Source organism: Microbispora sp. NPDC088329, from assembly GCF_040685655.1.
GTDB lineage: Bacteria > Actinomycetota > Actinomycetes > Streptosporangiales > Streptosporangiaceae > Microbispora.
Window position 1 is genome coordinate 205,735 of record NZ_JBFBIP010000004.1, and the last position, 22,926, is coordinate 228,660.

A 22,926-nucleotide genomic window follows, 5' to 3' on the forward strand; every position below is an offset into this window, starting at 1 on the left:
GAGTGCCGGGCGGCGCACCCGGCCAGGCCGCGCCGGGCGGGAGCAGACCGGCGGTGGGATTGTCGGTATGGCCTGGCACGCTGGTGAGGTGCACGTTGTGGTGGCGGCCGACGCCGACGGTGGCGGGACGATCCGGGCCCTCGGCGAGCACGGGCACCGAGACGCTCTTCCGGAGTGGCTCGGGGGGCGTGCGGGGGGCGGGAGCCGCGACGGGGGGCCCTCGGTCCGGGTGCCCGATCTCGCGGCGGCCGTGCGATCGCTGGAGGCCGCCGCCAGGCCCCGCTGGGTGTGGGCCGACGCTCGCCGTGTCTACCCGGCGCTCCTGTCCGCCGGCGTACGGCTGTCGCGCTGCCATGACGTCGCGCTGACCGAGAACCTGCTGCTGGCCGCCGACGGGCGCTACGGGGAGCCCAGACAGGTCGGGGCGGCCTACGCGCGCCTGCGGGGCCTCACGGTGCCCGACGACCCGCACGAGGCGTCCGACGCGCATCAGGCGGGCGGCACGCAGGCGAGCCTGTTCGACCCGGCGCCCCCGGGGAACGCCGTCCCCGAGGCCGACATGGTCGCCGAGGTGTTCGAGGACCAGCGCCGCCGTGTCGCGCGCACGCCCGACCCCGGGCGGTTCCGCCTGCTGGTCGCGGCCGAGTCGGCCGGTGCGCTGATCGCCGCGGAGATGAGCCACGACGGCATGCCCTGGCGCGAGGACGTCCACGACGCTCTGCTGACCGATCTGCTCGGGCCCCGCCCCGCCCACGGCATGCGGCCGGTGAAGCTCCAGGCGCTGGCCGACGAGGTGTCGGCCGCCTTCGGCCACCTCGTCAACCCCGACTCCCCGCAGCAGATCGTCAGGGCGTTCAAGACCGCGGGGATCGAGGTCCCGTCCACCCGATCCCACGTGCTGAAGACGGTCGGCCACCCGGCCGTCGCGCCGCTGCTGGCGTACAAGGAACTGGCCCGTCTGTACAGCTTCCACGGCTGGACCTGGGCCGCGCAGTGGGTCAGCGGCGACCGCTTCCGGCCCGAGTACGTCGTGGGCGGGGTGGTGAGCGGCCGGTGGGCCACCAGCGGGGGCGGCGCGCTGCAGATCCCCAAGGTCATGCGCAGGGTCGTGGTGGCCGACGACGGCTGGACGCTCGTGGTGGCCGACGCCGCGCAGCTCGAACCACGGGTGCTGGCCGCGCTGTCGGGCGACAGGGGGCTCGCGCGGGCGGCCGGGGAGATCGACCTGTACGCCGCGCTGGCCCAGGCGTTCGGCGGGGTCCGCGAGTCGGCCAAGATCGCCATGCTGTCCGCGATGTACGGCGGGACCAGCGGTGACGCCTCCAAGCTGCTGGCCGTCATGCGGCAGCGGTTCCCGAAGGCGTACGCGTTCGTGGAGGACGCGGCCCGCGCGGGGGAGGACGGGCGGCTGGTCCGCTCGTGGCTGGGCCGCACCTGCCCGCCTCCGTCGGAGCGGTGGCGGCGCCTGGTGGCCGGTCCCGAGGGCGCCCGGGCGGCCAGGGACCGGGGAAGGTTCACCCGCAACTTCGTCGTGCAGGCCACGGCGGCCGAGTGGGCGCTGACGCTCCTGGCGGTGCTGCGGGGGCTGCTGCCCGATACGGCGAGGCTGGTGTTCTTCCAGCACGACGAGGTGATGGTGCACTGCCCCCTCGACCTGGCGGGCGAGGTCCGCGAGGCCGTCGGCCGCGCGGCGGACGAGGCGACCCGGCTGCTGTTCGGCGACACCACGGTCCGCTTCCCGATGGAGGCGGTGGCCGTCACCTGCTACGCCGACGCCAAGTGACGGCACGCCCCGCGGCCGGTGAACGGTGGCTCCGCCTCAGGGGGCCTGGCGTGACATCCGGGTGACGAGAGCGGCCAGCAGCAGGCCCGGCACTCCCAGAAGGGCCAGGTAGGCCAGGATCGCGACGGCGATGCCGACGAGCCTGCGTACGCCGGCGGAGGGCGCCGTCCCGACGCCGAACGCGTCCTGGTCGCCGGAGCACCTCACCGTGTAGGTGTCCGACTTCGGCGCGCGGATCTCGTAGAGCAGCCGCCACCTGCCGCCCTTGACGAACGGCTGGTAGTCCGCCGCCGGCCGGGTGAGCCTGACGTTCCGCCCACGGCCGTTCTCCACTTTGCACCGCGGATCGCCCGACGCGCCGGAGACGTAGATCGCCGGCATCGGATCGGGGTTCAGCGTGACGGTCAGCGCGGAACCGTCACTGGAGGTCGAGACCTCCTCAGGCACGGCGGAGAGGGCCATGCGGACCTCGCTCACGGCGACGACGGCGATGAGCAGCCCGCAGAGGACCACCCAGACGCGCGTGGTCCGCCGCAACCAGGCGGGGTACCGCCGGGGCCGGCGCTGAGGTATGGGACGCGCCGGGGGCGGATACGGCCTCGCCGCGCCGCGCGCGGGTCCCGCCGCGTAGGGGGCGGGGGGCGCGTAGGGGGCGGGAGTAAGGTGCGCGGGGCTCGGCGCGGGGAAGGCGGGCCGCGGACCGGGTGCGATCATCCCCGGCCCGCCGCCCGGCCGGGGACCCCCGGGCGTCCCGGCCATGTACGGTTGCGCCATCCCCCGCGGTCCAGAAGCGCCCCGGGGTCCCGAGGTCCACGGCGGGCCCGGGGGTCCCGGAGCTCTCGGCGGTCCCGAAGCGCCCCCCGGTTCCGAAGCGCACCGGGGTCCCGAGGTCCACGGCGGGCCCGGGGGTCCCGAACTCCACGGCGGTCCGGGAGCTCCCGGCTGTCCCGGCGTTTCAGGACCACGCGGCCCGCGCGGGCCGGGCATCCCCGGGCCGGGCCTGTCGAACGGCGGCGAATTCCGCGTCTCCGGCGACGCGGGGAGAACGCGCGTGGGGGCGTCGGGCGTGCGCACCGCCTGCGCGACGGCCGGGGGAAGCCACCTGCCCTGCTGGACGGGCGAGACGAGGTCACGGCCGCCGTCGGCCAGTTCGTTCAGCAGGGCCGACACGGTGGGCCGTCCCTCGGGTTCCTTGGCCAGGCACCGGGCCACCAGCGCCCGCGCCGCCGGCGGCAGTGCGCCGAGGTCGGGCTCCTCGTGCACGATGCGATACCACAGCCCTTGCCAGGACCCCTGTCCGAACGGCCCGGCGCCGGTCGCGGCGAACGCCAGCACCAGCCCCAGGCAGAACACGTCGCTCGCCGGTCCGACCCGGGTGCCCCTGAGCTGCTCCGGGGACATGAACCCGGGAGTTCCCATGGCGATGCCGGTCTTCGTCAGCGCGCCGCCCTCGATGGCCAGGGAGATGCCGAAGTCGATGACGCGGGGGCCGTCCCCGGCCAGCAGCACGTTGGACGGCTTGAGGTCCCGGTGCACGACTCCGGCGGCGTGGATCGACTCCAGCGCCTCCGCCAGCCCCGCGCCCAGGGCCAGGACCGAGTCCTCGGGCCACGGCCCGTGCTCGTTCACGGCGTCTTCCAGCGACATGCCCGGCACGTACGCCGTCGCGAGCCAGGGCGGCGACCCCTGCGGGTCGGCGTCGACCACTCCGGCCGTGAAGAAGCCGTTGACCTTGCGGGCCGTGGCGACCTCGCGGTCGAACCTGCGGCGGAACTCGGCGTCGCCGGCCAGCTCGGGCCGCACCACCTTCACCGCGACGGCCCGCCCGCTCCGCGAACGCCCGAGATACACCCGGCCCATCCCGCCCTCTCCCAGGCGTGCCTCGATGCGGAAGGGGCCCACCTGCCGCGGATCGTCCTCCCGCAGCGTCTCGAAGGTCCGCACCGGCACTCCTTGGGATCCGGGTTCACGCCTGGTCGATCAGGACATTCTCTCCAAGCAGCCCGCAACAGGTCGCCGGGAACCGGCGCAGACGGGCACAGGGCCCGAGGCGGGCCACCGCCCGTGCGGGCGCGAGACCACGCCGTCGTCCCGCCCCGGCCCCTACCTCCGTGCAGGCGCCGGCGTCAGGCGGGGCGGAAGGTGCTCCAGAGCGCCTGCCGTACCGGTGCGGCCGACTCGTTCCAGTCGAAGTCGGGCGAGGCGAACAGGACCGCGTAGGCGCGCCCGCCGCCCGTCTCCAGGTAGCGGATGACCGCGTGGACGGTGACCTCGCTGGCGTTGGTGTAGGTGTACTCCCAGTCGGCGGCGGGGTAGCGGTAGTTCACCTCTCGCAGCTGGATCTGGGTGTAGTCGGTGTAGTCCTTGATGTCCAGGTTCTGCTCGGCGGCCCGCAGCGCCTCCAGGCTGCCGTCCGGGATCCGCTTGATCGTGATGCTCTGCCCGCTGTCCTTCGGGCCCGTGAGCCTGACGACCCCGTCGTCGACCGTGGTGCTCCAGTCCTTCGGCACCGCCGTCGACACCCCGCCCTCGGTCACGGCGCGGTAGCCCTCGGGCACGCGTACGGCCGACGCGGCGGCGCCGCCCGTCCCCGCGGAGGCGTCCGCCGCGGCCGCCGTGGAATCCTGCCGCGCGACCGTGGCCTCGTCGTCGTCCGGGCCGCTCGGCAGCAGCACGAGCACGATCGCGACGATCACCGCGATCACGGCCACACCGGCGACGGCCGGCAGGAGCATCGAGCGGCCCTCGCGCTCGGGGACCTCGTCGGCCCGCTCCTTGCGCCTGCGGCCCACCCGGGGCCGGTGCGGGCCGGTGGGCTCCGCGACCGGCCCGGAGTCGCCGGCCTGCGGGGAGACGGCCTGCGGGGGTGCCGCGTGCTGAGGGGCCGCGTGCTGAGGCGCCGCGTGCTGAGGTGCCGCGTGCTGAGGCGCCGCGTGCTGGGGTGCCGCGTGCTGCCCGGACCGGTGCGGCGGCTGCGCCGTCCCGCCCAAGTCGCCGGGCATGTCACCCGGCGTGGGCGTGGGCCACATGGCCTCCTTCGGCCGCTCCGGCGCGTGCGTCGACCCCGAGGGGGACGACAACGCGTCGAAGGCCATGCCGGTGGAAGGGGGCTGCCCGAAGGCCCCCAAGGGCCCGAACGCGCCCGGAGGCTCGTACGCCGGCTCGGCGGGCCGCGCCTCCACGGCACGCGCATCCACGGAACGGGGCTCCGCGGGATAGGGCTCCCCCGCGCGCGGCGCGGCGCCGGACAGGTCGTCGGCCGTGAGCGGCACGCGGACCGGGCCCGAGGGCGTCTCGATGATGCGTGAGGGCAGCGGCCCCGAGGGGATGTCGAGCGGTGGCAGCAGCCCCGCGGGCGTGGAGTCCTGCGGCGTCGGCACCGAGGCCGGCCTCCCGCCCCGGCCCGGCAGTCCGGCGCCGTGACTGTGCAGCACCCGCTCCAGCATCTCCGCGACCTGCGCGGCGGGAAGGCGGTCGGCCGGGTTCTTGCGGAGCAGGCCCTCGATGACCGGCAGCAGCGCGCCCGCCCGGCGCGGCCGGTTGGGCTCCTGCGTCAGCACCGCGCCGAGCACGGCGACCGCGTCCGGGCCCTCGTACGGCGGGCGGCCCTCCACGGCGGCGTACAGCGTCGCGCCGAAGGACCACAGGTCGGCGGCGTGCGTGATCGGGCGGCCCTGCAGGCGCTCCGGCGGGATGTACGCGGGCGAGCCCATGAGCAGCCCGGTCTGGGTGATCGTGACGTCGCCCTCGATGGCGGCGATGCCGAAGTCGGTGAGCACCACGCGGTCGGCGGTGAGCAGCACGTTGCCGGGCTTCACGTCGCGGTGGAGGATGCCGGCGGCATGGGCGTGACGCAGCGCGTCGAGCACCCGGATGCCGATCTCGGCGGCCTGCACGACCGGCAGCGGCCCGCTCTGCCGTACGGCCTGTTCGAGGGACCAGGCGCGGACGAGCTCCATGACGATCCAGGGCCGTCCGTCCTCCTCGACGACGTCGTGGACGGTGACGATGCCGGGATGGCTGAGCCGGGCGGCCGAGCGCGCCTCACGCAGCATCCGCCGGTGGGCGACCTGCGCGCCGGTGCTGTCGAGCCCGAACGGCAGGAGCAGTTCCTTGACCGCGACGTCCCGGTCGAGCAGCACGTCGTGGGCGTGCCACACCATCCCCATGCCGCCGCGGCCCACCGGGGACAACAGCCGGTAGCGGCGGCCGACGAGACGTCCCTGCCCTTCGGGGGCGCCCCCCGTGGGGACGCGGCCCACAGGCCCCTGACCCTCTGGCATAGGGGGGACCATACCGAGCAGGCGATCGGTCGTCATAGACAAAGTCCCCAATTCACGCTCGTTCCGCAGGATCCCCCGAACGGACCGTGCGAATTGCATCGGATATCTGAGGTTGACGACGATATTACGGTCTGATGACGGTCAAAGGGAATTCACACGTCGGCCAGCGCGGCGAGGGCGGTCGTGAAGGCCTCGGCCGGAGGGCTGACCAGACCCGCTCCCACCTGCCCGGTTCCGGCGATCCTGCCCGCGATGCCGGTGTTGACGACGGGCAGCAGACCGGTCCTGGCCACGAGCGCCACGTCGATGCCGGCCGGGGTGCCGCGGAAGCCGAGCGCCGGGACCTGGTACGCCGGGTGCTCGGCCACCGTGATTTCGTACATCGAGCTCGTCGCCGCCACGGCGTCGGACACCTCGCCGCCGACGAACCGGACGATCGCCGGGGCCGCCGCCATGGCGAAGCCCCCCAGGCCCGTCGTCTCGGTGATCGTGGAGTCGCCGATGTCGGGGTTGGCGTCGTCCGGGCCGTACCCGCCGAGGTAGAGGCCGTCGGGCACCCCGGCCGGGCCGGTGAACCACCGGTCGCCGAGGCCCGACACCTGTATTCCGAAATCCGTTCCGTTGCGCGCCATGGCCACGACCAGGCTCGACCCGGGCACGCCGCGGGCCGCGTCGGCGCTGACTTTCGCCGCCGCCATTCCTGCGTTCAGGAAGAAATGATCATTTCCATTGATGAACCGCAGCACCTCGGCGGCGCGGTCCGGAGCGGCCTCCACGACGGCGGGCGCGATCTCGCGTACCAGTAGGGACGTCGCCGCGCGGTTGCGGTTGTGCAGCTCGTCGCCCATCTGCAGCGCCTGGGCGATGAGCGCGCGCAGGTCGAGCGGGCCGCACCGCTCCAGCGCGGCCGCCAGCACCGGCCCGAGGACCTCGCCCATCCAGCGCAGCCGATCGATCACCTCGGGCCCGTACGCGCCGTAACGCAGGACCTTGCCCAGCCCCTCGTTCAGCGAGCAGTACGCCCTGCCGCCGTGCTCGGCGTCGGCGACCTCGAGCATCCACATGGACGGGCTGACCACGCCCGCCATCGGGCCGACCGTCCGGTGATGATGACAGGAGTCGAGGGTGATCCCCGCGCCGGAGGCCAGGCGGTCCTGCGCCTCCTCGGGGGTGGCGGCCAGGCCCTCGAACAGCATGGCCCCGACGAGCGCTCCCCGCATCGGGCCGGAGGCGCGCTCCCAGGTGATCGGCGGCCCGGCGTGGAAGAACTCCCCGGCGCGCAGGCCGAGGACCGCGTGCGCCGGACGCACACCCGTCAGCATCGGCCGGGCCGACAGCATCCTTCCGGCTGCGGCGGTGTTGGCGCTCTCGCGCCGGGGGTCGGCGAGCACCCGGGCGAGCGCCGCGGAGGCGCCCGGCAGCGGCGGCCGCCAGTCGACCTCCCGGCGCGGCACGGCCTGCCGGTCCAGTGCCTCGCCCAGCACCTGCGCGCCCACGGTGATGACGCGCGGCTCGCCGTACAGCATGGAGAGGGTCATGAGAACCTCCGAAGGGACTCCCGCCTTCGGACGGGGAGGGGGCGGACCCCTGCGGAGCAGGGCGGGCGGCTCGCCGCGATGCGGGGCACGTCCGTCACCCGTCCGCCAGGAGGCGGGCGTGCCGGGCGGCCGCGGCGTTGGAGGTGAAGACCGCCGCCCCGGCCTCGTTGAGCCGGGCGGCCTGGGCGCGCAGCCCCTGCGGGTCGCCGTCGGTGCCGACGACGGCCACGACCACGGCCACGCCCCTGTTCACCGCGTCGCGGATCACGGGCGCGAGCCAGGAGGCCGGGTCGGGGTCGGAGCCGTGCCCGAGCACGACGTCCATCAGCACGACGCCGGAGGCGACGCGGCGCAGCGCCTCCAGGCGCAGCGCCGGGTCGATCATCGGATGGGCCCGGCCCCGGGTGAAGGAGTCGTCGCCGAAGTCGGTGAACTCGCCGGCGCCGGCGACCAGACCCGCCTCCGCGCACAGCGTGCCGCCGGCGTAGAGCCCCCGCAGGGCCTCGCCCGGCTCCGCAGCTCCATCCCGCCCCGCAGCGCCGTCGCGCGGGGCATGGGCTGGGGCATGGGCTGCGGAGTGCGGCCGGTTCGCGGGGGCGGGCCAGGAGGGCCACTCGGGCACCTCGCGGCCGAGGGCCCGCAGCACCTTCTCCGCGGCGGTGGTGAGGTCGTCCTGCCCCGGCCCGAGCAGCGCGGTCACGACCGGCGTCGCCAGGTCGAGGTCCCGTACGGCGCGGGCCACCTCGGGCGCGGGGGGTTTGGAGATCAGCACGATCAGCTCGGTCGCGGGGTCCTCGTCGAGCGCGCGCAGCGCCTGAACGGCCGAGCGCCCGCCCACCTCGGCGGACAGGTCCCTGCCGCCCACGCCGAGCACGTGGGACACGCCGGCCCCGGCGAGGTCGAGCAGGCTCGTCACCTGCTGGGCGCCGGTCCCCGAGGCGGCCACGACGCCGACCGGCCCGGGGCGGAGCACGTTGGCGAAGCCCAGGCCCGCCCCGCCCACGACCGCGGTGCCGCAGTCGGGTCCCATCACGAGCACGCCCCTGGCCCGCGCCCGGTCCTTGAGCAGGATCTCCTGCTCGACCGGCACGTTGTCACTGAAGATCATCACCGAGAGCCCGGCCTCCACGGCGTCGAGCGCCTCGGCGAAGGCGTGCTCGCCCGGCACGCTCACCAGCGCCAGGCTCGCCTCGAAGGCCCGCGCCGCCGACCGGACGGTACGCGGCGGCGCGTCGCCCCGCGTCCCGCTCGCCGGCGCCCGTGCGGCGAGCTGTCGTTCGAGTTCGGCGGCGGCGTCCTCCAGCTCCCCGGGTGAGGAGGCCCGGACCGCCACCAGCAGGTCGCCGGGCGTCGCGGGCGGCACCGCGAAGCCGAGATCGCGGGCGAGCCCCGTGTTGAGCTCCGTGGCCATCGCGACGACCGCGACGGTCACGCCGGGCCGTCCGGTGAGGGCCCGGCTCACCCGCATGAGCGTCACGGAGTCGCGGTAGACCCCGGGGCGCACCTCGACCAGGTCGTTCACCGGCCCTCCCCTCCGGGTCGTGTCCGGCAGATCATGGCCCTGCCGCGCGCGGCCCGGACGGCGCCTCGATCCACGCTCGCGACGGGCGGCATTCGTCAGACCCTCCCGAGGGCGAGGACGGCGGACAGGCCGATCTGCACGCCCCACGCCAGATCGGCGCCCGAGGTGTGGCCGAGGCGGAGCAGACGGTGCAGGGCCGGCTCCAGCGGCTGCTGCCCGGCCGCGCCGCGCAGCAGCCCGGTGACCTCCGGGCTCGCCTCGCCCCTCGCGGCGCAGTGCAGCAGGGTGGCCGAGATGGGGGTGGTCCGGGTGCGGGCGTCGTAGGTGACCGCGGCGGCGAGCCAGTCCGCCAGCCAGACGGCGCGCGGGACCCCCGCCGCCGCGCCGAGATGCCGCAGCGCGACCAGCAGGCCGGCGAGCATGTCGTCGCCGCTGGGCGTCAGTCCGGGGCCGAGACCGATCAGCCGCTCGGCCGCCGTGATGCTCTCCACCAGCGAACCCGCGAGGCAGCCACGTTCGAGCAGCGCCGGGGCGCCGCCCGGGGCCAGCCCCGGCCGCCGGGGCGAGGCGGCGCGGGCGTCGCGGAGCAGTGCGAGGGCGGGCGCGAGCCGTGCCGGGCCGGCGGGGGCGAGCGGGGGAGCGGGATCCCACCAGCGACGCACCCGGATCGACAGGCCCCCGACCTCGACGGCGCCCTCGCCGACCCAGGCGTCGTCGCCCGCCGACACCCCGTCGAGGCGCCCGGGGAGCACCACGGCGTTGGGCAGGCGGGTGGCCTCGCCCGTCACCACCGCGACGACGTGCGGCTCGGCCTCACTCCTGATCTCCAGGTAGAGCGCGAGGGGAAAGACCGCCAGCACCCTGGCAGGCCTGCGGGGCGACTCCAGCGCGGGCCGTACGGCCACGCTCGCGGCGCCGCTCACGTAGGCGGGGGCCGCCGGGGGGCGGGACGCGGGCGTCACCGCCCGCCGCCCTCTCGGGCGCGTGCCAACACTCACCGGACCTCCCGAAGCCAGTCGTTGCCGACGCTAAGGCCCGGTCTCCCCCCTCCGTACGGAGAAAGATGCCAACAGTCGGCCGAATGCTTGGCTCTTCCTGACAGGACCGGTGGTCGTGCACAATCGGGCTGAGGCGTCCCCGGGCCCCGCGTAGCGCACGAGGAGCGGTGAGCGACTGATGACCAGGGACGTCGCACCTTCATGAAGCACTGTTCGAAAGCACTGTTCGGCAAGCAGGACCGGAGACGGCATTGCAGAACGACCCGGCCCCGCCCGCGATGCGCCTGGCGAGCACGGGAACGATCCTCCACGGCGTGTCGGTGGGAGAGGTGCTCGGGGTCTCGTCGCTGGCGGACGCCCGCCTGATCGCCGGGCGGGGCGGCCTGAACCGCATCGTGCAGCGCCTCAACGTGATGGAGGTGCCCGACATCCTCGCCTGGGTGAAGCCGCACGAGCTGCTGCTCACCACGGGCTACCCGCTGCGCAACACGCCGCAGTCGCTCGACCGGCTCGTGGCCGACCTCGACGAGCGCGGCCTCGCCGCGCTGGCGATCAAGCTCGGCCGCTACCTGGACGAGCTTCCGGGGGAGATGGTCGAACAGGCCGACCGGCTGGGGTTTCCGCTGATCCTGCTGCCCAACGACGTGGGCTTCGACGACATCCTCAATCAGGTGCTCACCGACATCCTCAACCGGCAGGCGGCGATCCTCGCCCGTACGGAGGAGGCGCACCGGGCGCTCGTGCAGATCGTGCTGGCCGGGGGCGGGATGCGGGAGGTCACGGCGGAGGTGGCAGGGCTGCTGCAGGTGGCCGTGGGGGCGACCGACGCCGCCGGTAACTTCCTCGCGGCCGCCGGGGAGTCCGCGCAGGTGGCGCGGCTGCGGGAGATGAACGCGGCCCTCGCGCGGACGCCGGCGGCCCCGCCCGCGGGGGGCGACGGGCACTACGCGGCCGTGCCGATCGTCGCGGGCGGGCACCATCACGGGAGGATCGCGGCCTACAGCGCCCACGGCACGCTGACCCCCAGTGACATCGGCATCCTGGAGCGCGCCGCGACCGTCGCCGCGCTGGTGATCACCAAGCAGGAGGCGGTCACCGCCGTCGAGAGCAAATACCGCGCCGACTTCCTGCGGGACGTGCTCACCGGCAGGGGCGGGCCGCGGGTGGCCGAGCGTGCCCGGGCGTTCGGCTGGGACCTGGAACGCCCGGTGAGCGTGCTGGTCGCCGAGATCGATCCGGACGCCGAGGAACGGCCGGTCCAGGACCGCATGCTGGCGGCGTGGCAGGCGTCGGTGCGCAAGCATGATCCGCGGGGCGCGGTCGCCGGGTTCTCGCACGAGGTCGTGGCGATCGTCGGGGCTGCCGCCGACCCGGCCAAGGTGGCCAGGGACGCGCTCGCGGCCGTCTCCGACGGCACGTTCTCCACCGGCCTCAGCCGGGTCGCCTCCGGAGCGGACGCCCTGCCCGGCGCGTACGGCCAGGCGCTGAAGGCCGCCCGGGTGGGCCGGCAGCTCCACGGGGCGGGCGCGGTCGCCCACTTCGACGAGCTGGGGGTCTATCGGCTGCTCTCGCTGGTGAACGACACCGACGAGCTGCACTCCTTCGTCCGCGAGACCCTGGGCCCGCTGGCGGGGGACGACGACGCCGAGAACGCCGACCTGCGCCGCACCCTGCAGGCGCTGCTGGAGACCAACCTCAACGTCGCGGAGACCGCACGCCGGCTGCACTTCCACTACAACACGCTGCGCTACCGGATCGGGAAGCTGGAGCGCATGCTGGGCAACTTCACCGAGGACGCGCATCTGCGGCTCAATCTCACCCTCGCCCTGCACGTGCTGCGCATGAGGGGTATCTAAGCTGGCGGCGTGAACGACGCGAAAGCCCCGGCCATCATCTTCGAGCTCGACGGCGACTACATCCCGCTCTGCGATCTCCTCAAGTTCTGCCAGATCACCGACAGCGGCGGGGCGGCCAAGCACCTCGTCGCTGAGGGCCGGGTGCGCGTCGACGGACGCGTGGAGCTGCGCAAGGCCTGCAAAATCCGGGCGGGCCAGGTCGTCACCGGCGATGGGTACACGATCCGTGTGGTATGACGCCCGATAGCGCACCGGTTTGGCAGATCATGCCAATGTCTGTCGCGCACGCCAGTCCTAAAGTGCCCCAAACGGTCTAGAAGCGCCGCGGAGGGACGCCTGGGGGGTGCCTGCCGGCCCACGGCCCATGAGCAAGAGGGGCGTACATGGCTTTCAGATGGACAGTCCACGGCGACGGGAAAGGCCTCGCGCCCGGAGACGTCGTCAGGCCCGGCGAGAGGCTGAGCTGGCCGCGCATGGTCGGCATCGGCGCCCAGCACGTGATCGCCATGTTCGGCGCGACCTTCGTGTTCCCCCTCGTCATGGGACTGGACCCGAACACGGCCGTGATGATGTCGGGCGTCGCGACGATCCTGTTCCTGCTCTTCACGCAGGGGCGGATCCCCAGCTACCTCGGCACGTCGGCGTCGTTCGTCGGCGGCGTGGTGGCCGTGCGGGCGGCGTTCGGCGGCGACACCCCCGCGGCCGACCAGGTCGTGACCGGGGCGATCCTCGTCGCCGGCCTGGCGCTCGCCCTGTGCGGCGTGGCGATCCACGTGCTCGGCGTGCAGATCATCCACCGCGTCTTCCCGCCGGTCGTGACCGGCGCGGTGGTCATGCTGATCGGCTTCGGCCTGGCGTACGTGGTGGCCGACGTCTACTGGCCGCAGGACCCGTGGATCGCCCTGATCACGATGATCGCGACGTTCGTGTTCATCGTGGTGTTCCGCGGCTTCCTCGGCCGGATCGGCGTGCTGCTCGGGCTGGTCTTCGGGTTCGTGCTGTCCTGGCTCGCCGACGAGGTCTTCGGGAACATCACCGCCTACAACGCGGGCACCGGGAAGATCGACACCCACCCCCGGGTGAGCTTCCAGGCCGTCGCCGACGCCGACTGGATCGGGCTGCCGCACTTCCACGCCCCGTCGTTCCAGGCGTCGGCCGTGCTGGTCGTGCTGCCCGCCGTGATCGCCCTGATCGCGGAGAACGTCGGCCACGTCAAGGCGGTGGGCCAGATGACCGGCGCCGACGTCGACCCCCAGATGGGCAGGGCGGTCATCGCCGACGGCGTCGGCACCGTGGTCGCGACCGCCGTCGGCGGCTCGCCCACCACGACGTACGCCGAGAACATCGGCGTCATGGCCGCCACGCGGGTCTACTCGACGGCCGCCTACTACATCGCCGCGGTCATCGCGATCCTGTTCGGCCTGTGCCCGAAGTTCGGCGCGCTGATCGCCGCCACGCCCGGCGGCGTGCTCGGCGGCGTCACGGTCATCCTGTACGGCATGATCGGGCTGCTCGGCGCGAAGATCTGGGTGGAGAACCGGGTGGACTTCGCCGACCCGGTCAACATGGTGCCGATCGGCGCGGGGATCATCCTCGCGATCGGGCCGGTCACCCATCAGATCACCGGCGACTTCTCGCTCGCCGGGATCGCGCTCGGCACGATCGTGGTGCTCGCCGGCTATCACCTGCTGCGGGCCATCGCGCGCAGACCAGCGAAGGAGGTCACGGGTGGGGAGATCGGGTTCGAACGCGACCCGGCAGTCTGACCGGCACGGGCCGGACACGCCGCCGTCGCATTGGCCGGCGTACGGCGGCCGTGCGGCCCCGGGGGCGGGGCCGAGGACGCGGACGCGCCGGAAGACCCGGCGGACCATCCGGTGAAGCCGCCCCCGTTCGGTTACCACGGCCCGGCGGCCCTCGGCGAGGCGCTCGACGTCCTCGCCGAGGCCGGGCCCGACGGGAAGGTGCTGGCGGGTGGCCAGAGCCTGATCCCGCTGCTCAACATGCGGCTGGCCGCGCCCGCCCAGATCGTCGACGTGAACCGCGTGCCCGGCCTGGACGGCATCGAGGCCGGGCCGTCCGGCGTACGCGTCGGGGCCCTGGCCCGGCACGCCGCCGTGGAGCGTTCGCCCGAGGCCGCGGCCGTGCAGCCGCTGCTGCGGCAGGCGTTGCGGCTGGTCGCCCACCCCGTGATCCGCAACCGCGGCACGGTGGTGGGCAGCCTCGTCCACGCCGACCCCGCCGCCGAGATGCCCGCCGTCCTCGCCCTGCTCGGCGGGTCCGTACGGCTGGCGCGGCGGGGCGGGGAGCGGGAGGTGCCGGCCGCGGAGTTCTTCACCGGACCGATGGAGTCGGCGCCGCGTCCCGGCGAACTGGCCGTGTCGGCCTTCTTCCCGGCGCTGCCCGCCCGGTCGGGCACGGCCTTCCACGAGGTGGCGCGGCGGCACGGCGACTACGCGGTGGCCGGGGTGGCCGCCGCCGTCACCCTGGACGAGGACTTCCGGATCGCCGCCGCCCGCGTCGCCTGCGTGAGCGTGGGGCCGGTCCCGGCGGTCGTGGACGTGACGGCGGCCTGCGGCCCGCGTCCGGCCGCCTCGGCCGACTGGGAGACCGTTGCGGCCGCCGTACGGGACCGGATCGATCCGGAGGGCGACATCCACGCGACGGCGGACTACCGGCGGCACCTCACGGGGGTGCTCGCCGTACGGGCGCTGCGGGAGGCCGCCCGCGCGGCACGCGGGGAGGAAGCGTGAACGAGACACGCCACACGGTGACGCTGACGGTCAACGGGGTCGTGCGGGAGGCGACGGTGCCCGGGCGGCGGCTGCTGTCCGACTGCCTGCGCCACGATCTCGGCCTCACCGGCACCCACGTGGGCTGCGAGCACGGCGTCTGCGGCGCCTGCACGGTGCTGCTGGACGGCGAGCCGGTGCGATCGTGCCTGACGTTCGCCGTCACGGTGGACGGCCACGAGATCACGACGGTGGAGGGGCTGGCGCGCGAGGGCGAGCTGTCGCCGGTCCAGCGGGCCTTCACCGAGTGCCACGCCCTGCAGTGCGGGTTCTGCACGCCGGGGTTCCTGTGCACGGTCACCGCGTTCCTGCGGGACAACCCCGCACCGACCGAGGAGGAGGCGCTGGAGGCCGTGGCGGGCAACCTGTGCCGGTGCACCGGCTATCAGAACATCCTCAAAGCAGTCCGTCGGGCGGCCGAGCTGAAGGCGGAGGAGGACCGGTGACGACCAGGCTGTTCGGCGAGCCGGTCCGGCGGCGCGAGGACGCCCGGCTGATCACCGGGCGGGGCCGCTACCTCGACGACCTGGGCGCGGACGCGCTGGCCGCCGCGTTCGTCCGGTCGCCGCACGCCCACGCGCGGATCCTCGACATCGACGTGTCGGCCGCCCTCGACGTCGAGGGCCTGGTCGCGATCTACACGTGGGAGGACCTGCCGGGCGCGCTGGCCGAGCCGCTGCCGCTGCTGATCCCGCATCCCGCGCTCACCCACGGCCGTACGGCGTACCCGCTGGCCCGGGAGATCGTCCGGCACGTCGGCGAGCCGGTCGTCATGGTCGTCGCCCGCGACCGCTACCTCGCCGAGGACGCCTGCGCGCTGATCCGGGTCGACTACGAGATCCGCAAGCCCGTCGTGGGGGTCGAGGAGGCCGTGCGCGGCTTTCACCTCGTGCACGAGGACGTGCCGGGCAACGTCGGCGCGCACCTCGTCCAGGAGGTGCCGGGGCCCGGCGGCGTGACCGCGCGGGAGGCGATCGAGGCCGCCCCGCATCGGCTGGAGTTCCGGCTCGACGTCGAGCGCAGCGCGTGCACGCCGCTGGAGGGCAAGGGTGTGTACGCCCGCTGGGACGCCGACGACCAGTCGTTGCGGGTCTACTCCTCCACCCAGTCGTCCACCAGCGTGCGGATGGCGATCGCGGCCAAGCTCGGGCTGCCGCTGCCCAAGGTGGAGGTCATCGCGCCGGACGTGGGCGGCGGGTTCGGCGTCAAGATCGTGCATCCGTGGCCCGAGGAGGTCCTCGTTCCGTGGGCGGCCCGCCTGCTCGGCCGCGAGGTGAAGTGGGCCGAGGACCGGCGCGAGCACTTCGTCTCGTCGTCGCACGAGCGCGGCCAGGTCCAGCACGTGCGGGCCGGGTTCGACGACGACGGGCGCGTCCTCGGCCTCGAGGTCGAGATCCTGCACGACCACGGCGCCTACACGCCGTACGGGATCATCGTGCCGATCATCACCTCGACCCAGCTGCTCGGGCCGTACAAGGTGGGGGCCTACCGGGTCGAGTTCTCCTCGATCTACACCAACACCGTCCAGGTCACGCCCTACCGGGGCGCGGGCCGCCCGCAGGGCGTGTTCTGCATGGAGCGGACGATGGACCGCATCGCCGCCCACCTCGGCAGGGACCGCACCGAGGTCCGCGCGGCCAACTTCATCCAGCCGGACGAGTTCCCCTACGACCAGGGGTTGACGTTCCAGGACGGGCGCCCGCTGATCTATGACAGCGGCGACTACCCCGAGGCGCTGCGCATGCTCAAGGAGCTGATCGGCTGGGACTCCTTCCCCGAAACGAAGGCCCGGGCGGCGGCCGAGGGACGCAGGATCGGCATCGGCGTCGGCTGCTACGTCGAGGGCACCGGAGTCGGCCCGTACGAGGGCGGGCACGTGCAGATCACCTCGGACGGCCGGGTGCACGTCTCGACCGGCCTGACCTCGCAGGGACAGGGCCACGAGACCGTGTTCGCGCAGATCGCGGCCACCGAGCTCGGCGTGCCGATCGAGAAGGTGTCGGTCGTCACCGGCGACACCCGGCGCTTCGGATACGCCGTGGGCACCTTCGCCTCACGGGCGGCCGTGATGAGCGGCAACGCGATCGCGCTCGCCTGCCGCAAGGTCAGGGAGAAGGCGCTGCGGATCGCGGCGGAGGCGCTGGAGGCCGACCCTCGCGACCTGGAGATCACCGACGGGACGGTCCACGTCGCCGGCGTGCCGTCGGCGTCGATCCCGCTGGCGACCGTCGCCGTGCTGTCCAACCCGCTGCGGTACGCCTTCGACGAGGAGGCCAAGCGGGCCACCCAGTTCGCCGGGCACGCCTCCGACGACCGGCCGCCGGTGGCCGAGGGGGAGGAGCCGGGCCTGGAGGGCCGGGACTACTATTCGCCGATCAGGTCGACCTTCGCGGCCGGCATGCACGCCGCGATCGTGGAGACCGACCCGGACACCGCGGAGATCCGGATCCTGCGCTACGCCGTCGTCCACGACTGCGGCAAGCTGATCAATCCGATGATCGTCGAAGGGCAGATCCACGGCGGGGTCGCCCAGGGCGTCGGCGGGGCGCTGTACGAGAAGATGGTCTACGACGAGCACGGTCAGTTGCTGAACGCCTCGTTCATGGACTTCCTGATGCCGTACGCCACGGAGGTGCCGCGCATCGAGACGGCCCACCTGGAGACGCCCTCGCCGCTGAACCCGCTCGGGATCAAGGGCGCGGGGGAGGCGGGGGTCATCCCCGTCTCGGCCGTCATCGCCTCCGCGGTCGAGGACGCCGAGGGCATCACGATCACCCGGATGCCCATCTCCCCCTCCGACCTCCACCACCTGCGCCTCACGCGTTAGGGAGCGGTCTCCGCGCCGGGTGTTTTCAGCGGACCAGCCCAAGCAGGAGATGGAGCGCTTCGTCGACTTCGAGCAGCTCGGCCGGGGAGAGCCGACCGGCGAAGGAGCCGAGCCGCTCCGGCGCGACCGCGGCGGTCTGCTCCAGCATGATCCGGGTGGACTTGCCCGACAGCTCGATCCCGGGACGAAAGGACGTGGGACGCGCACTCGTGGAGGTCGGAGCGACGAGCAGCGTCGAGAGAGCTGGGATGAAGTCGGATTGGATCACCACGGCGAACCGCTCGCCGCTCTGCTCGTGCTTTATGCTGTCCCGAGCGGAGCGGAGACGGTAGACATCACCACGCACGCAAAGATTCCATGTCACGCGTGATCGCGCGGGCTTCCTCACGATCATCTGGGTCATCTGCGACGGCCAGTGCCTCGCGCCGCGCCGTTTCCGCGCGCCGCAGCCGCCATGCCATCACGATCGCTTCGCGGATGACCTCGTCGGGAGCCTGGCCGTCGGCTGTGAGTTCGGCCAGCGCGGCCTCGGTGCGCGGATCGGCCTGGAAGGTAACCACGCTCATATCCTCAGCGTACGGCACGGTTCCTCGCAGGCCTTCGCGACGATCTGTAGGAGATCGAGTGCGCTACGTGGTCGTGATGCCATCACGACGGGAGCCCGGTCTCCGCGTCGTACAGGAATTCAGCGGTCAGCTCCGTCTCGTCACCCCTTGACCGAATCTTCTTGGCGAGCACGAGCAAATCGTCCGCCATGCTGCCGTCCTCGGCCTCGGGTTTCCCGATGTTCAAGCTCACTGCCTCCCTTTCGGCCTCTCTACCTTGCCGTCAGAGGACCTCTGCCGTGAGGCGCTTGCGGAAGACCCAGTAGGTCCAGGCCTGGTAGGCGATGACTCCCGGCAGGGCGATCAGGCCGATCCAGGTGAGGACGGTCAGCGTGTACGGCGCGGAGGCCGCCTCGGCCAGCGTGAGCCCGGGCAGGGGAGCGGTCCACAGCACGCCGAAGACGGTGGCCGTCGTCGCGGCGATGGCCGTGGCGGTCGCGGTGAAGGCCCAGCCCTCCCGGCGGCCCCACACCAGCGTCACCCCGGCCGCCAGCGCCGCCGCGGCGAGCAGGGCCGTCCCCAGCGTCCACATCGGTCCCTTGCCGGGCACGGACGGCAGCGTGCCGATCGCGACCGGCACCGCGCCGACGGCCGCGAGCAGCGCGGCGCGGCGGGCGCGGGCGCGGACCGCGCCGGTCGTCTTGAGCGCCACGAACACCGCGCCGTGCAGCACGGCCACCGACAGCGACAGGGCCCCGCCGAGCACGGTCGCCAGCGCCGTGCCGAACAGCAGGTTGCCGAAGATCGCGCCCCACAGGAACGCCGGGAGCACGCTGCCGGTGACGATCCCGGCGTCGCACAGCGCGACCTCGCGCCGGGAGTGGACCTTCCCCCGCCACTCCAGGCCCACGCCGCGGACGATCAGACCGGCGATGACGAGGAAGACCGCCAGGTAGAAGCCGCTCAGCAGGCCGGAGTACCACGCCGGGAAGGCGGCGAACATCGCCCCGATCGCGGTGATCAGCCACACCTCGTTGCCGTCCCAGACCGGCCCGATGGTGCCGAGCACCTGCTTGCGGTCGGCCTCCGACCGCGACAGCAGCGGCAGCAGCGCGCCCACGCCGAAGTCGAACCCCTCCAGGACGAAGTAACCCGTCCAGAGGAACGCGATCACGATGAACCAGAAGGTCGTCATCTCGTGGCTCCTCAGTACATGAGCGTCGGCGTGAGCCGCGCCTCGTCGGGGCGGGCGGGAACGGCCTCGGCGGGCGCGCTCTCGACCGGCGGCAGCTCCGGGCCCGCCTTGACGTGCCGCACCAGCAGCACGCCCTCGGCCAGCGCCAGCACGCCGTACAGGACCGTGAAGACCGCGAGGGTGATCGCGACCTCGCCGAGCGAGACGCCGGGCGACACGCTGGCGGCCGTCATCAGCTCGCCCTGGACCGTCCACGGCTGGCGGCCGATCTCGCTGAGCAGCCATCCGGCGACGATCGCGACGGTGGGCAACGGGAGCGCCAGCACACACACGCGGGCGAACCAGTCCGGCACCGGCTTCGGCGCGCCGCCGCGCTGCCGCCGGGGCCGGCGGGTCAGCCACAGGCCGAGCGCGGACAGGCCCACCGTGGCCATGCCGAAGCCGATCATCACGCGGAACGACCAGAAGACGACCGGCACGTTCGGGGTGTAGTCGGCCGGCCCGAAGGTCTTCTCGTACCGCGCCTGGATGTCGTCGACGCCCTGGACCGTCGCGCCGGGATCGTGCGCGGCGAGCAGGCTGAGCAGGCCCGGCACCTCGACGCCGGGGGCGATCGAGAACGGCGCCCCGGCGGTGTCGTGGCGCAGGCCCTCCGCCGCGGCGAGCTTCATCGGCTGCTGCTCGCGCAGCAGCTGGCCGGACAGGTCGCCGCTGCCGGCGACGACGGCCCCCGCGATCGCCGTCATGACGAGCGCGGCGCGCAGGCTGGTCCGCCACATGTCCGGGAGGCGACGCATCGGCGTGGTGGCGTCCCCCGCGGCCGTGCGGATCCGGAGGCCGGGCCGCAGGCCGAGGCCGCGCTCGCGCAGGATGCGGTAGCCCGCGACGGCGATCACGAACCCGCCCGCCACGACGAACGAGGCGGCGACCACGTGCGGCACCTGGGCGAGGGCCGTCGAGTTGGTCAGCACCGCCCACAGGTCGGTCATCCTCGCCCTGCCGTTCACGACCTCGTAGCCGACCGGGTGCTTCATCCAGGCGTTGGCCGCGAGGATGAAGTACGCCGACAGGTTGGAGCCGATGACGGCGGCCCACAGGCAGGCGAGGTGGATCCTCTTGGGCAGCCGGTCCCAGCCGAAGATCCACAACCCCAGGAACGTCGACTCCAGGAAGAACGCGAGCAGCGCTTCCAGCGCCAGCGGCGCGCCGAACACGTCGCCGACGAAGGTCGAGTACTCGCTCCAGTTCATTCCGAACTGGAACTCCTGGACGATGCCGGTGACCACGCCCATCGCGAAGTTGATCAGAAAGAGCTTGCCGAAGAACTTCGTGAGCCTGAGGTAGTGCTCCTTGCCCGTCAGGTGCCAGGCGGTCTGGAGCCCGGCGACGTAGACGCCGAGCCCGATCGTCAGCGGTACGAAGAGAAAGTGGTACACGGTGGTCACTCCGAACTGCCACCGTGCCAGGTCAAGCGCGTCCATGTCTCCCTCACGACGGAGCTCTACAGCTCGTAGTTCTATATTCAGTAGTACTACAAGCTGTAGAGCATTGGGCTCCGCGAGGTGCGATCTTCGTCACAGCCGGGCGGTGCGCCACCCGGACCCTGGTTCGCGGTGCCGGATCCCCGTTCCTTGCAGTACCGACGATTGCGGCCGGATCGTCCCGGCCGCCAGGGACACCGGTCCCGTCCCGCCGGGAGCGCCTCCTGGGGAGGCACGGGATCAAGAATGAGCGAACGATGACAAGTGCCGCGTCCGCCGCGCGGCTGATTCGCCCGTACGCCGCGCGGTTGAGACCCTCGCACCCGCGCGGAGGGTTGCGTGAACGGCGAAGACCCCCGGTCCGGAGAACCGGGGGTCTTCGCGACTCTGTGCCGGCTACGCGGCGGCGGGGTGAAGGGAGAGCGTCGGGTAGTCGGTGTAGCCGCGGTGGTCGCCGCCGAAGGCGGTGCTCAGGTCGGCCTCGTTCAGCGGTGCGCCGACCCGCAGGCGCAGCGGCAGGTCGGGGTTGGCCAGGAAGGCCTTGCCCAGTGCGACCAGGTCGGCACCCCAGCCCAGCAGCCGCTCCGCGGCGGACGCCGGGTCGGTGGCCGCGGGGTCGTTGACGATCAGGGCGTTCGGCCACAGGTCGCGGATGCGGGCGTTGAGCTCGTCGCCGCCGGTCGCCATCAGGTGCAGGTAGACCAGGTCGAGTTCGGCGAGCGCGGACACCAGGGCGGGGTACACCTCGTGCGCGTCGTCCTCGGCCAGTCCCTGGGCGCCGTTCCTCGGGGACAGCCGGATGCCCACCCGGTCGGGGCCGATCTCCTCGGCGACGGCCCTGGCGGTCTCCACGGCGAACCGGATCCGCCCGGCCGGCGACCCGCCGTAGCGGTCGTCACGCAGGTTGGCGTTCTGCGACAGGAACTGGTGGATGAGGTAGCCGTTGGCTCCGTGCAACTCGACCCCGTCGAATCCGGCGTCCACCGCGCGCCGTGCGGCGGCGGCGAAGTCGCGGACCGTCGACTCCACCTCGGCGGCGGACAACGCGATCGGCACCGGCGTGTCCTGCGGGCCCGACGGCGTGAAGATCTGCTCCCCGATCCGTACGGCCGAGGGGGCGACGGGAAGCCTGCCGGTGTTGGCGGGGTGGCCCACCCCGCCCGCGTGCATGATCTGGGCCACGATCCTGCCGCCGGCCGCGTGGACGGCCTCGGTCACCTCGCGCCAGCCCGTCACCTGCTCGTCCGTGTGCAGTCCCGGTGTGTCCATATAGCCCTGCCCCGCCGCGCTCGGCTGGACGCCCTCCGTGACGATCAGTCCGGCCGAGGCGCGCTGCGCGTAGTAGAGCGCGGTCAGCGGAGAGGGGATTCCGTCCACGTATGCGCGTGACCGCGTCATGGGCGCCATGACGAGGCGGTTCGGCAGGTGAAGGGAGCCCAGCTCGAAGGGTGTGAACGGCATGACCGTGTCCTTTCATCAATGTGTGGCCTGCCAACTTGGTCGGCAAACTTGGTCGGCCAATGCAAGTCATACAACTTGGCCGACCAATATGCAAGCGGTAGGCTGAGCGTCGAGGAGAGTGGGATGGTGGATGCGCTGACAGAAGACGAGAGGACGTGCGGAGGACCGCCGGGTGCGGACTCCGACAGCTTGAGCTGTCTGATGGCGCAGGCGGCCCTAGGGCACCGCGTCCTGCTCGCCGCCCTTCTGGCGGAGATCGATCTCTACCCCGGCCAGGACCGCGTGCTCAACGTGCTGTGGAGCAACGGCCCCATGTCGCAGAACAAGCTGGCCGCGGCCCTGGGCATCGACATGTCCACGATGACGAAGAGCCTGCAACGGCTGGAGCGCAGCGGGTTCGTGAGCCGCACGCCGTCCCCCGCCAACCGGCGGATCAGCGTGGTGAGCACGACCCCGAAGGGCGACGACCTGCGCCCCGAGGTCCGCCGGGTCGAGGAGGAGCTCCACCGCCGGATGTCCGACGGCCTGACGCCGGAGCAGGTGGAGACGCTCCGCGCGCTGCTCACGGTGGTGCGCCGCAACACCTGCAGGGAGGCCGCCGCGTCCCCGCTCGCGGCGCCGGCCCCCCGGTAGCCCGCCGTGCCG

General features: G+C 73.3%; 19 protein-coding genes. 8 read left to right on the top strand and 11 right to left on the bottom strand.

What is annotated here, in order from left to right; genetic code table 11:
• Positions 1 to 88 precede the first annotated feature (88 nt).
• A complete protein-coding gene (locus tag AB0O28_RS11045) occupies positions 89 to 1,783 on the top strand; it encodes a bifunctional 3'-5' exonuclease/DNA polymerase (RefSeq protein WP_363638738.1) in 1,695 nt (564 codons plus the stop codon).
• 36 nt (positions 1,784 to 1,819) lie between these two features.
• Here the strand turns inward: AB0O28_RS11045 and AB0O28_RS11050 are convergent, their stop codons facing one another.
• The 5 genes from AB0O28_RS11050 to AB0O28_RS11070 form a co-directional block, all read right to left on the bottom strand.
• Positions 1,820 to 3,727 (bottom strand): serine/threonine-protein kinase, encoded by a 1,908-nt coding sequence (locus AB0O28_RS11050; protein ID WP_363638740.1) that lies wholly within the window; start codon positions 3,725 to 3,727, stop codon positions 1,820 to 1,822.
• A 182-nt stretch (positions 3,728 to 3,909) separates the two neighbouring features.
• Positions 3,910 to 6,066 carry a protein kinase gene (locus tag AB0O28_RS11055; RefSeq protein WP_363638742.1) on the bottom strand — a complete coding sequence of 719 codons (2,157 nt, stop codon included), beginning with the start codon at positions 6,064 to 6,066 and terminating at the stop codon, positions 3,910 to 3,912.
• Positions 6,067 to 6,218: 152 nt separating this feature from the next.
• Complete coding sequence (locus AB0O28_RS11060; RefSeq protein ID WP_363638744.1) at positions 6,219 to 7,604, bottom strand: DUF1116 domain-containing protein; 1,386 nt, start codon at positions 7,602 to 7,604, stop codon at positions 6,219 to 6,221.
• Positions 7,605 to 7,698: 94 nt separating this feature from the next.
• Complete coding sequence (locus tag AB0O28_RS11065) at positions 7,699 to 9,126, bottom strand: FdrA family protein (RefSeq protein ID WP_363638746.1); 1,428 nt, start codon at positions 9,124 to 9,126, stop codon at positions 7,699 to 7,701.
• Positions 9,127 to 9,221: 95 nt separating this feature from the next.
• Positions 9,222 to 10,124, bottom strand: a complete 903-nt coding sequence (locus AB0O28_RS11070) for a DUF2877 domain-containing protein (protein WP_363638748.1) — start codon at positions 10,122 to 10,124, stop codon at positions 9,222 to 9,224.
• A gap of 278 nt (positions 10,125 to 10,402) precedes the next feature.
• Here AB0O28_RS11070 and AB0O28_RS11075 point away from each other — a divergent pair, with 278 nt between their 5' ends.
• The 6 genes from AB0O28_RS11075 (at position 10,403) to cutA (ending at position 17,599) form a co-directional block, all read left to right on the top strand.
• Positions 10,403 to 11,980 carry a PucR family transcriptional regulator ligand-binding domain-containing protein gene (locus AB0O28_RS11075; protein WP_363639159.1) on the top strand — a complete coding sequence of 526 codons (1,578 nt, stop codon included), beginning with the start codon at positions 10,403 to 10,405 and terminating at the stop codon, positions 11,978 to 11,980.
• A 9-nt stretch (positions 11,981 to 11,989) separates the two neighbouring features.
• Entirely contained in the window at positions 11,990 to 12,217 is a 228-nt protein-coding gene (locus tag AB0O28_RS11080) for an RNA-binding S4 domain-containing protein (protein ID WP_363638750.1), read from the top strand.
• A 146-nt stretch (positions 12,218 to 12,363) separates the two neighbouring features.
• Entirely contained in the window at positions 12,364 to 13,746 is a 1,383-nt protein-coding gene (locus AB0O28_RS11085) for a solute carrier family 23 protein (RefSeq protein ID WP_363638752.1), read from the top strand.
• Between the two features lie 111 nt (positions 13,747 to 13,857).
• Positions 13,858 to 14,733 carry an FAD binding domain-containing protein gene (locus AB0O28_RS11090; RefSeq protein ID WP_363638754.1) on the top strand — a complete coding sequence of 292 codons (876 nt, stop codon included), beginning with the start codon at positions 13,858 to 13,860 and terminating at the stop codon, positions 14,731 to 14,733.
• Complete coding sequence (locus AB0O28_RS11095; RefSeq protein WP_363638756.1) at positions 14,730 to 15,218, top strand: (2Fe-2S)-binding protein; 489 nt, start codon at positions 14,730 to 14,732, stop codon at positions 15,216 to 15,218. The genes AB0O28_RS11090 and AB0O28_RS11095 overlap by 4 nt, the downstream gene beginning before the upstream one ends.
• On the top strand, positions 15,215 to 17,599 hold the full coding sequence (gene cutA, locus AB0O28_RS11100; protein ID WP_363638758.1) for an aerobic carbon-monoxide dehydrogenase large subunit: 2,385 nt from the start codon (positions 15,215 to 15,217) through the stop codon (positions 17,597 to 17,599). The genes AB0O28_RS11095 and cutA overlap by 4 nt, the downstream gene beginning before the upstream one ends.
• Before the next feature lie 25 nt (positions 17,600 to 17,624).
• Here the strand turns inward: cutA and AB0O28_RS11105 are convergent, their stop codons facing one another.
• The 6 genes from AB0O28_RS11105 to AB0O28_RS11130 form a co-directional block, all read right to left on the bottom strand.
• Positions 17,625 to 17,945: a type II toxin-antitoxin system PemK/MazF family toxin gene (locus AB0O28_RS11105; RefSeq protein WP_363638760.1), complete on the bottom strand. Its 321-nt coding sequence runs from the start codon at positions 17,943 to 17,945 to the stop codon at positions 17,625 to 17,627.
• Positions 17,935 to 18,165 carry a hypothetical protein gene (locus tag AB0O28_RS11110; protein WP_363638762.1) on the bottom strand — a complete coding sequence of 77 codons (231 nt, stop codon included), beginning with the start codon at positions 18,163 to 18,165 and terminating at the stop codon, positions 17,935 to 17,937. Before AB0O28_RS11110 ends, AB0O28_RS11105 begins: the two co-directional genes overlap by 11 nt.
• Positions 18,166 to 18,247: 82 nt before the next feature.
• Positions 18,248 to 18,397, bottom strand: a complete 150-nt coding sequence (locus AB0O28_RS11115; RefSeq protein ID WP_363638764.1) for a hypothetical protein — start codon at positions 18,395 to 18,397, stop codon at positions 18,248 to 18,250.
• A 30-nt stretch (positions 18,398 to 18,427) separates the two neighbouring features.
• Complete coding sequence (cydB, locus tag AB0O28_RS11120; RefSeq protein ID WP_363638766.1) at positions 18,428 to 19,339, bottom strand: cytochrome d ubiquinol oxidase subunit II; 912 nt, start codon at positions 19,337 to 19,339, stop codon at positions 18,428 to 18,430.
• 11 nt (positions 19,340 to 19,350) lie between these two features.
• On the bottom strand, positions 19,351 to 20,820 hold the full coding sequence (locus AB0O28_RS11125) for a cytochrome ubiquinol oxidase subunit I (RefSeq protein WP_363638768.1): 1,470 nt from the start codon (positions 20,818 to 20,820) through the stop codon (positions 19,351 to 19,353).
• Positions 20,821 to 21,216: 396 nt separating this feature from the next.
• The gene (locus AB0O28_RS11130) at positions 21,217 to 22,281 is read right to left on the bottom strand and encodes an alkene reductase (RefSeq protein WP_363638770.1); all 1,065 of its coding nucleotides are present in this window, start codon (positions 22,279 to 22,281) and stop codon (positions 21,217 to 21,219) included.
• A 189-nt stretch (positions 22,282 to 22,470) separates the two neighbouring features.
• On the opposite strand from AB0O28_RS11130, the gene AB0O28_RS11135 reads away from it, so the two are divergent.
• Positions 22,471 to 22,914 (top strand): MarR family transcriptional regulator, encoded by a 444-nt coding sequence (locus tag AB0O28_RS11135; RefSeq protein ID WP_363638772.1) that lies wholly within the window; start codon positions 22,471 to 22,473, stop codon positions 22,912 to 22,914.
• Positions 22,915 to 22,926: the final 12 nt, after the last annotated feature.

Excerpts from the sequence above, each read along its gene's own strand:
- AB0O28_RS11060 (WP_363638744.1), bottom strand. The coding sequence starts at position 7,604 with ATGACCCTCTCCATGCTGTACGGCGAGCCGCGCGTCATCACCGTGGGC.
- AB0O28_RS11130 (WP_363638770.1), bottom strand. The coding sequence starts at position 22,281 with ATGCCGTTCACACCCTTCGAGCTGGGCTCCCTTCACCTGCCGAACCGC.
- AB0O28_RS11085 (WP_363638752.1), top strand. The coding sequence starts at position 12,364 with ATGGCTTTCAGATGGACAGTCCACGGCGACGGGAAAGGCCTCGCGCCC.
- AB0O28_RS11075 (WP_363639159.1), top strand. The coding sequence starts at position 10,403 with ATGCGCCTGGCGAGCACGGGAACGATCCTCCACGGCGTGTCGGTGGGA.
- AB0O28_RS11110 (WP_363638762.1), bottom strand. The coding sequence starts at position 18,165 with ATGAGCGTGGTTACCTTCCAGGCCGATCCGCGCACCGAGGCCGCGCTG.
- AB0O28_RS11055 (WP_363638742.1), bottom strand. The coding sequence starts at position 6,066 with ATGCCAGAGGGTCAGGGGCCTGTGGGCCGCGTCCCCACGGGGGGCGCC.
- cydB (WP_363638766.1), bottom strand. The coding sequence starts at position 19,339 with ATGACGACCTTCTGGTTCATCGTGATCGCGTTCCTCTGGACGGGTTAC.
- AB0O28_RS11125 (WP_363638768.1), bottom strand. The coding sequence starts at position 20,820 with ATGGACGCGCTTGACCTGGCACGGTGGCAGTTCGGAGTGACCACCGTG.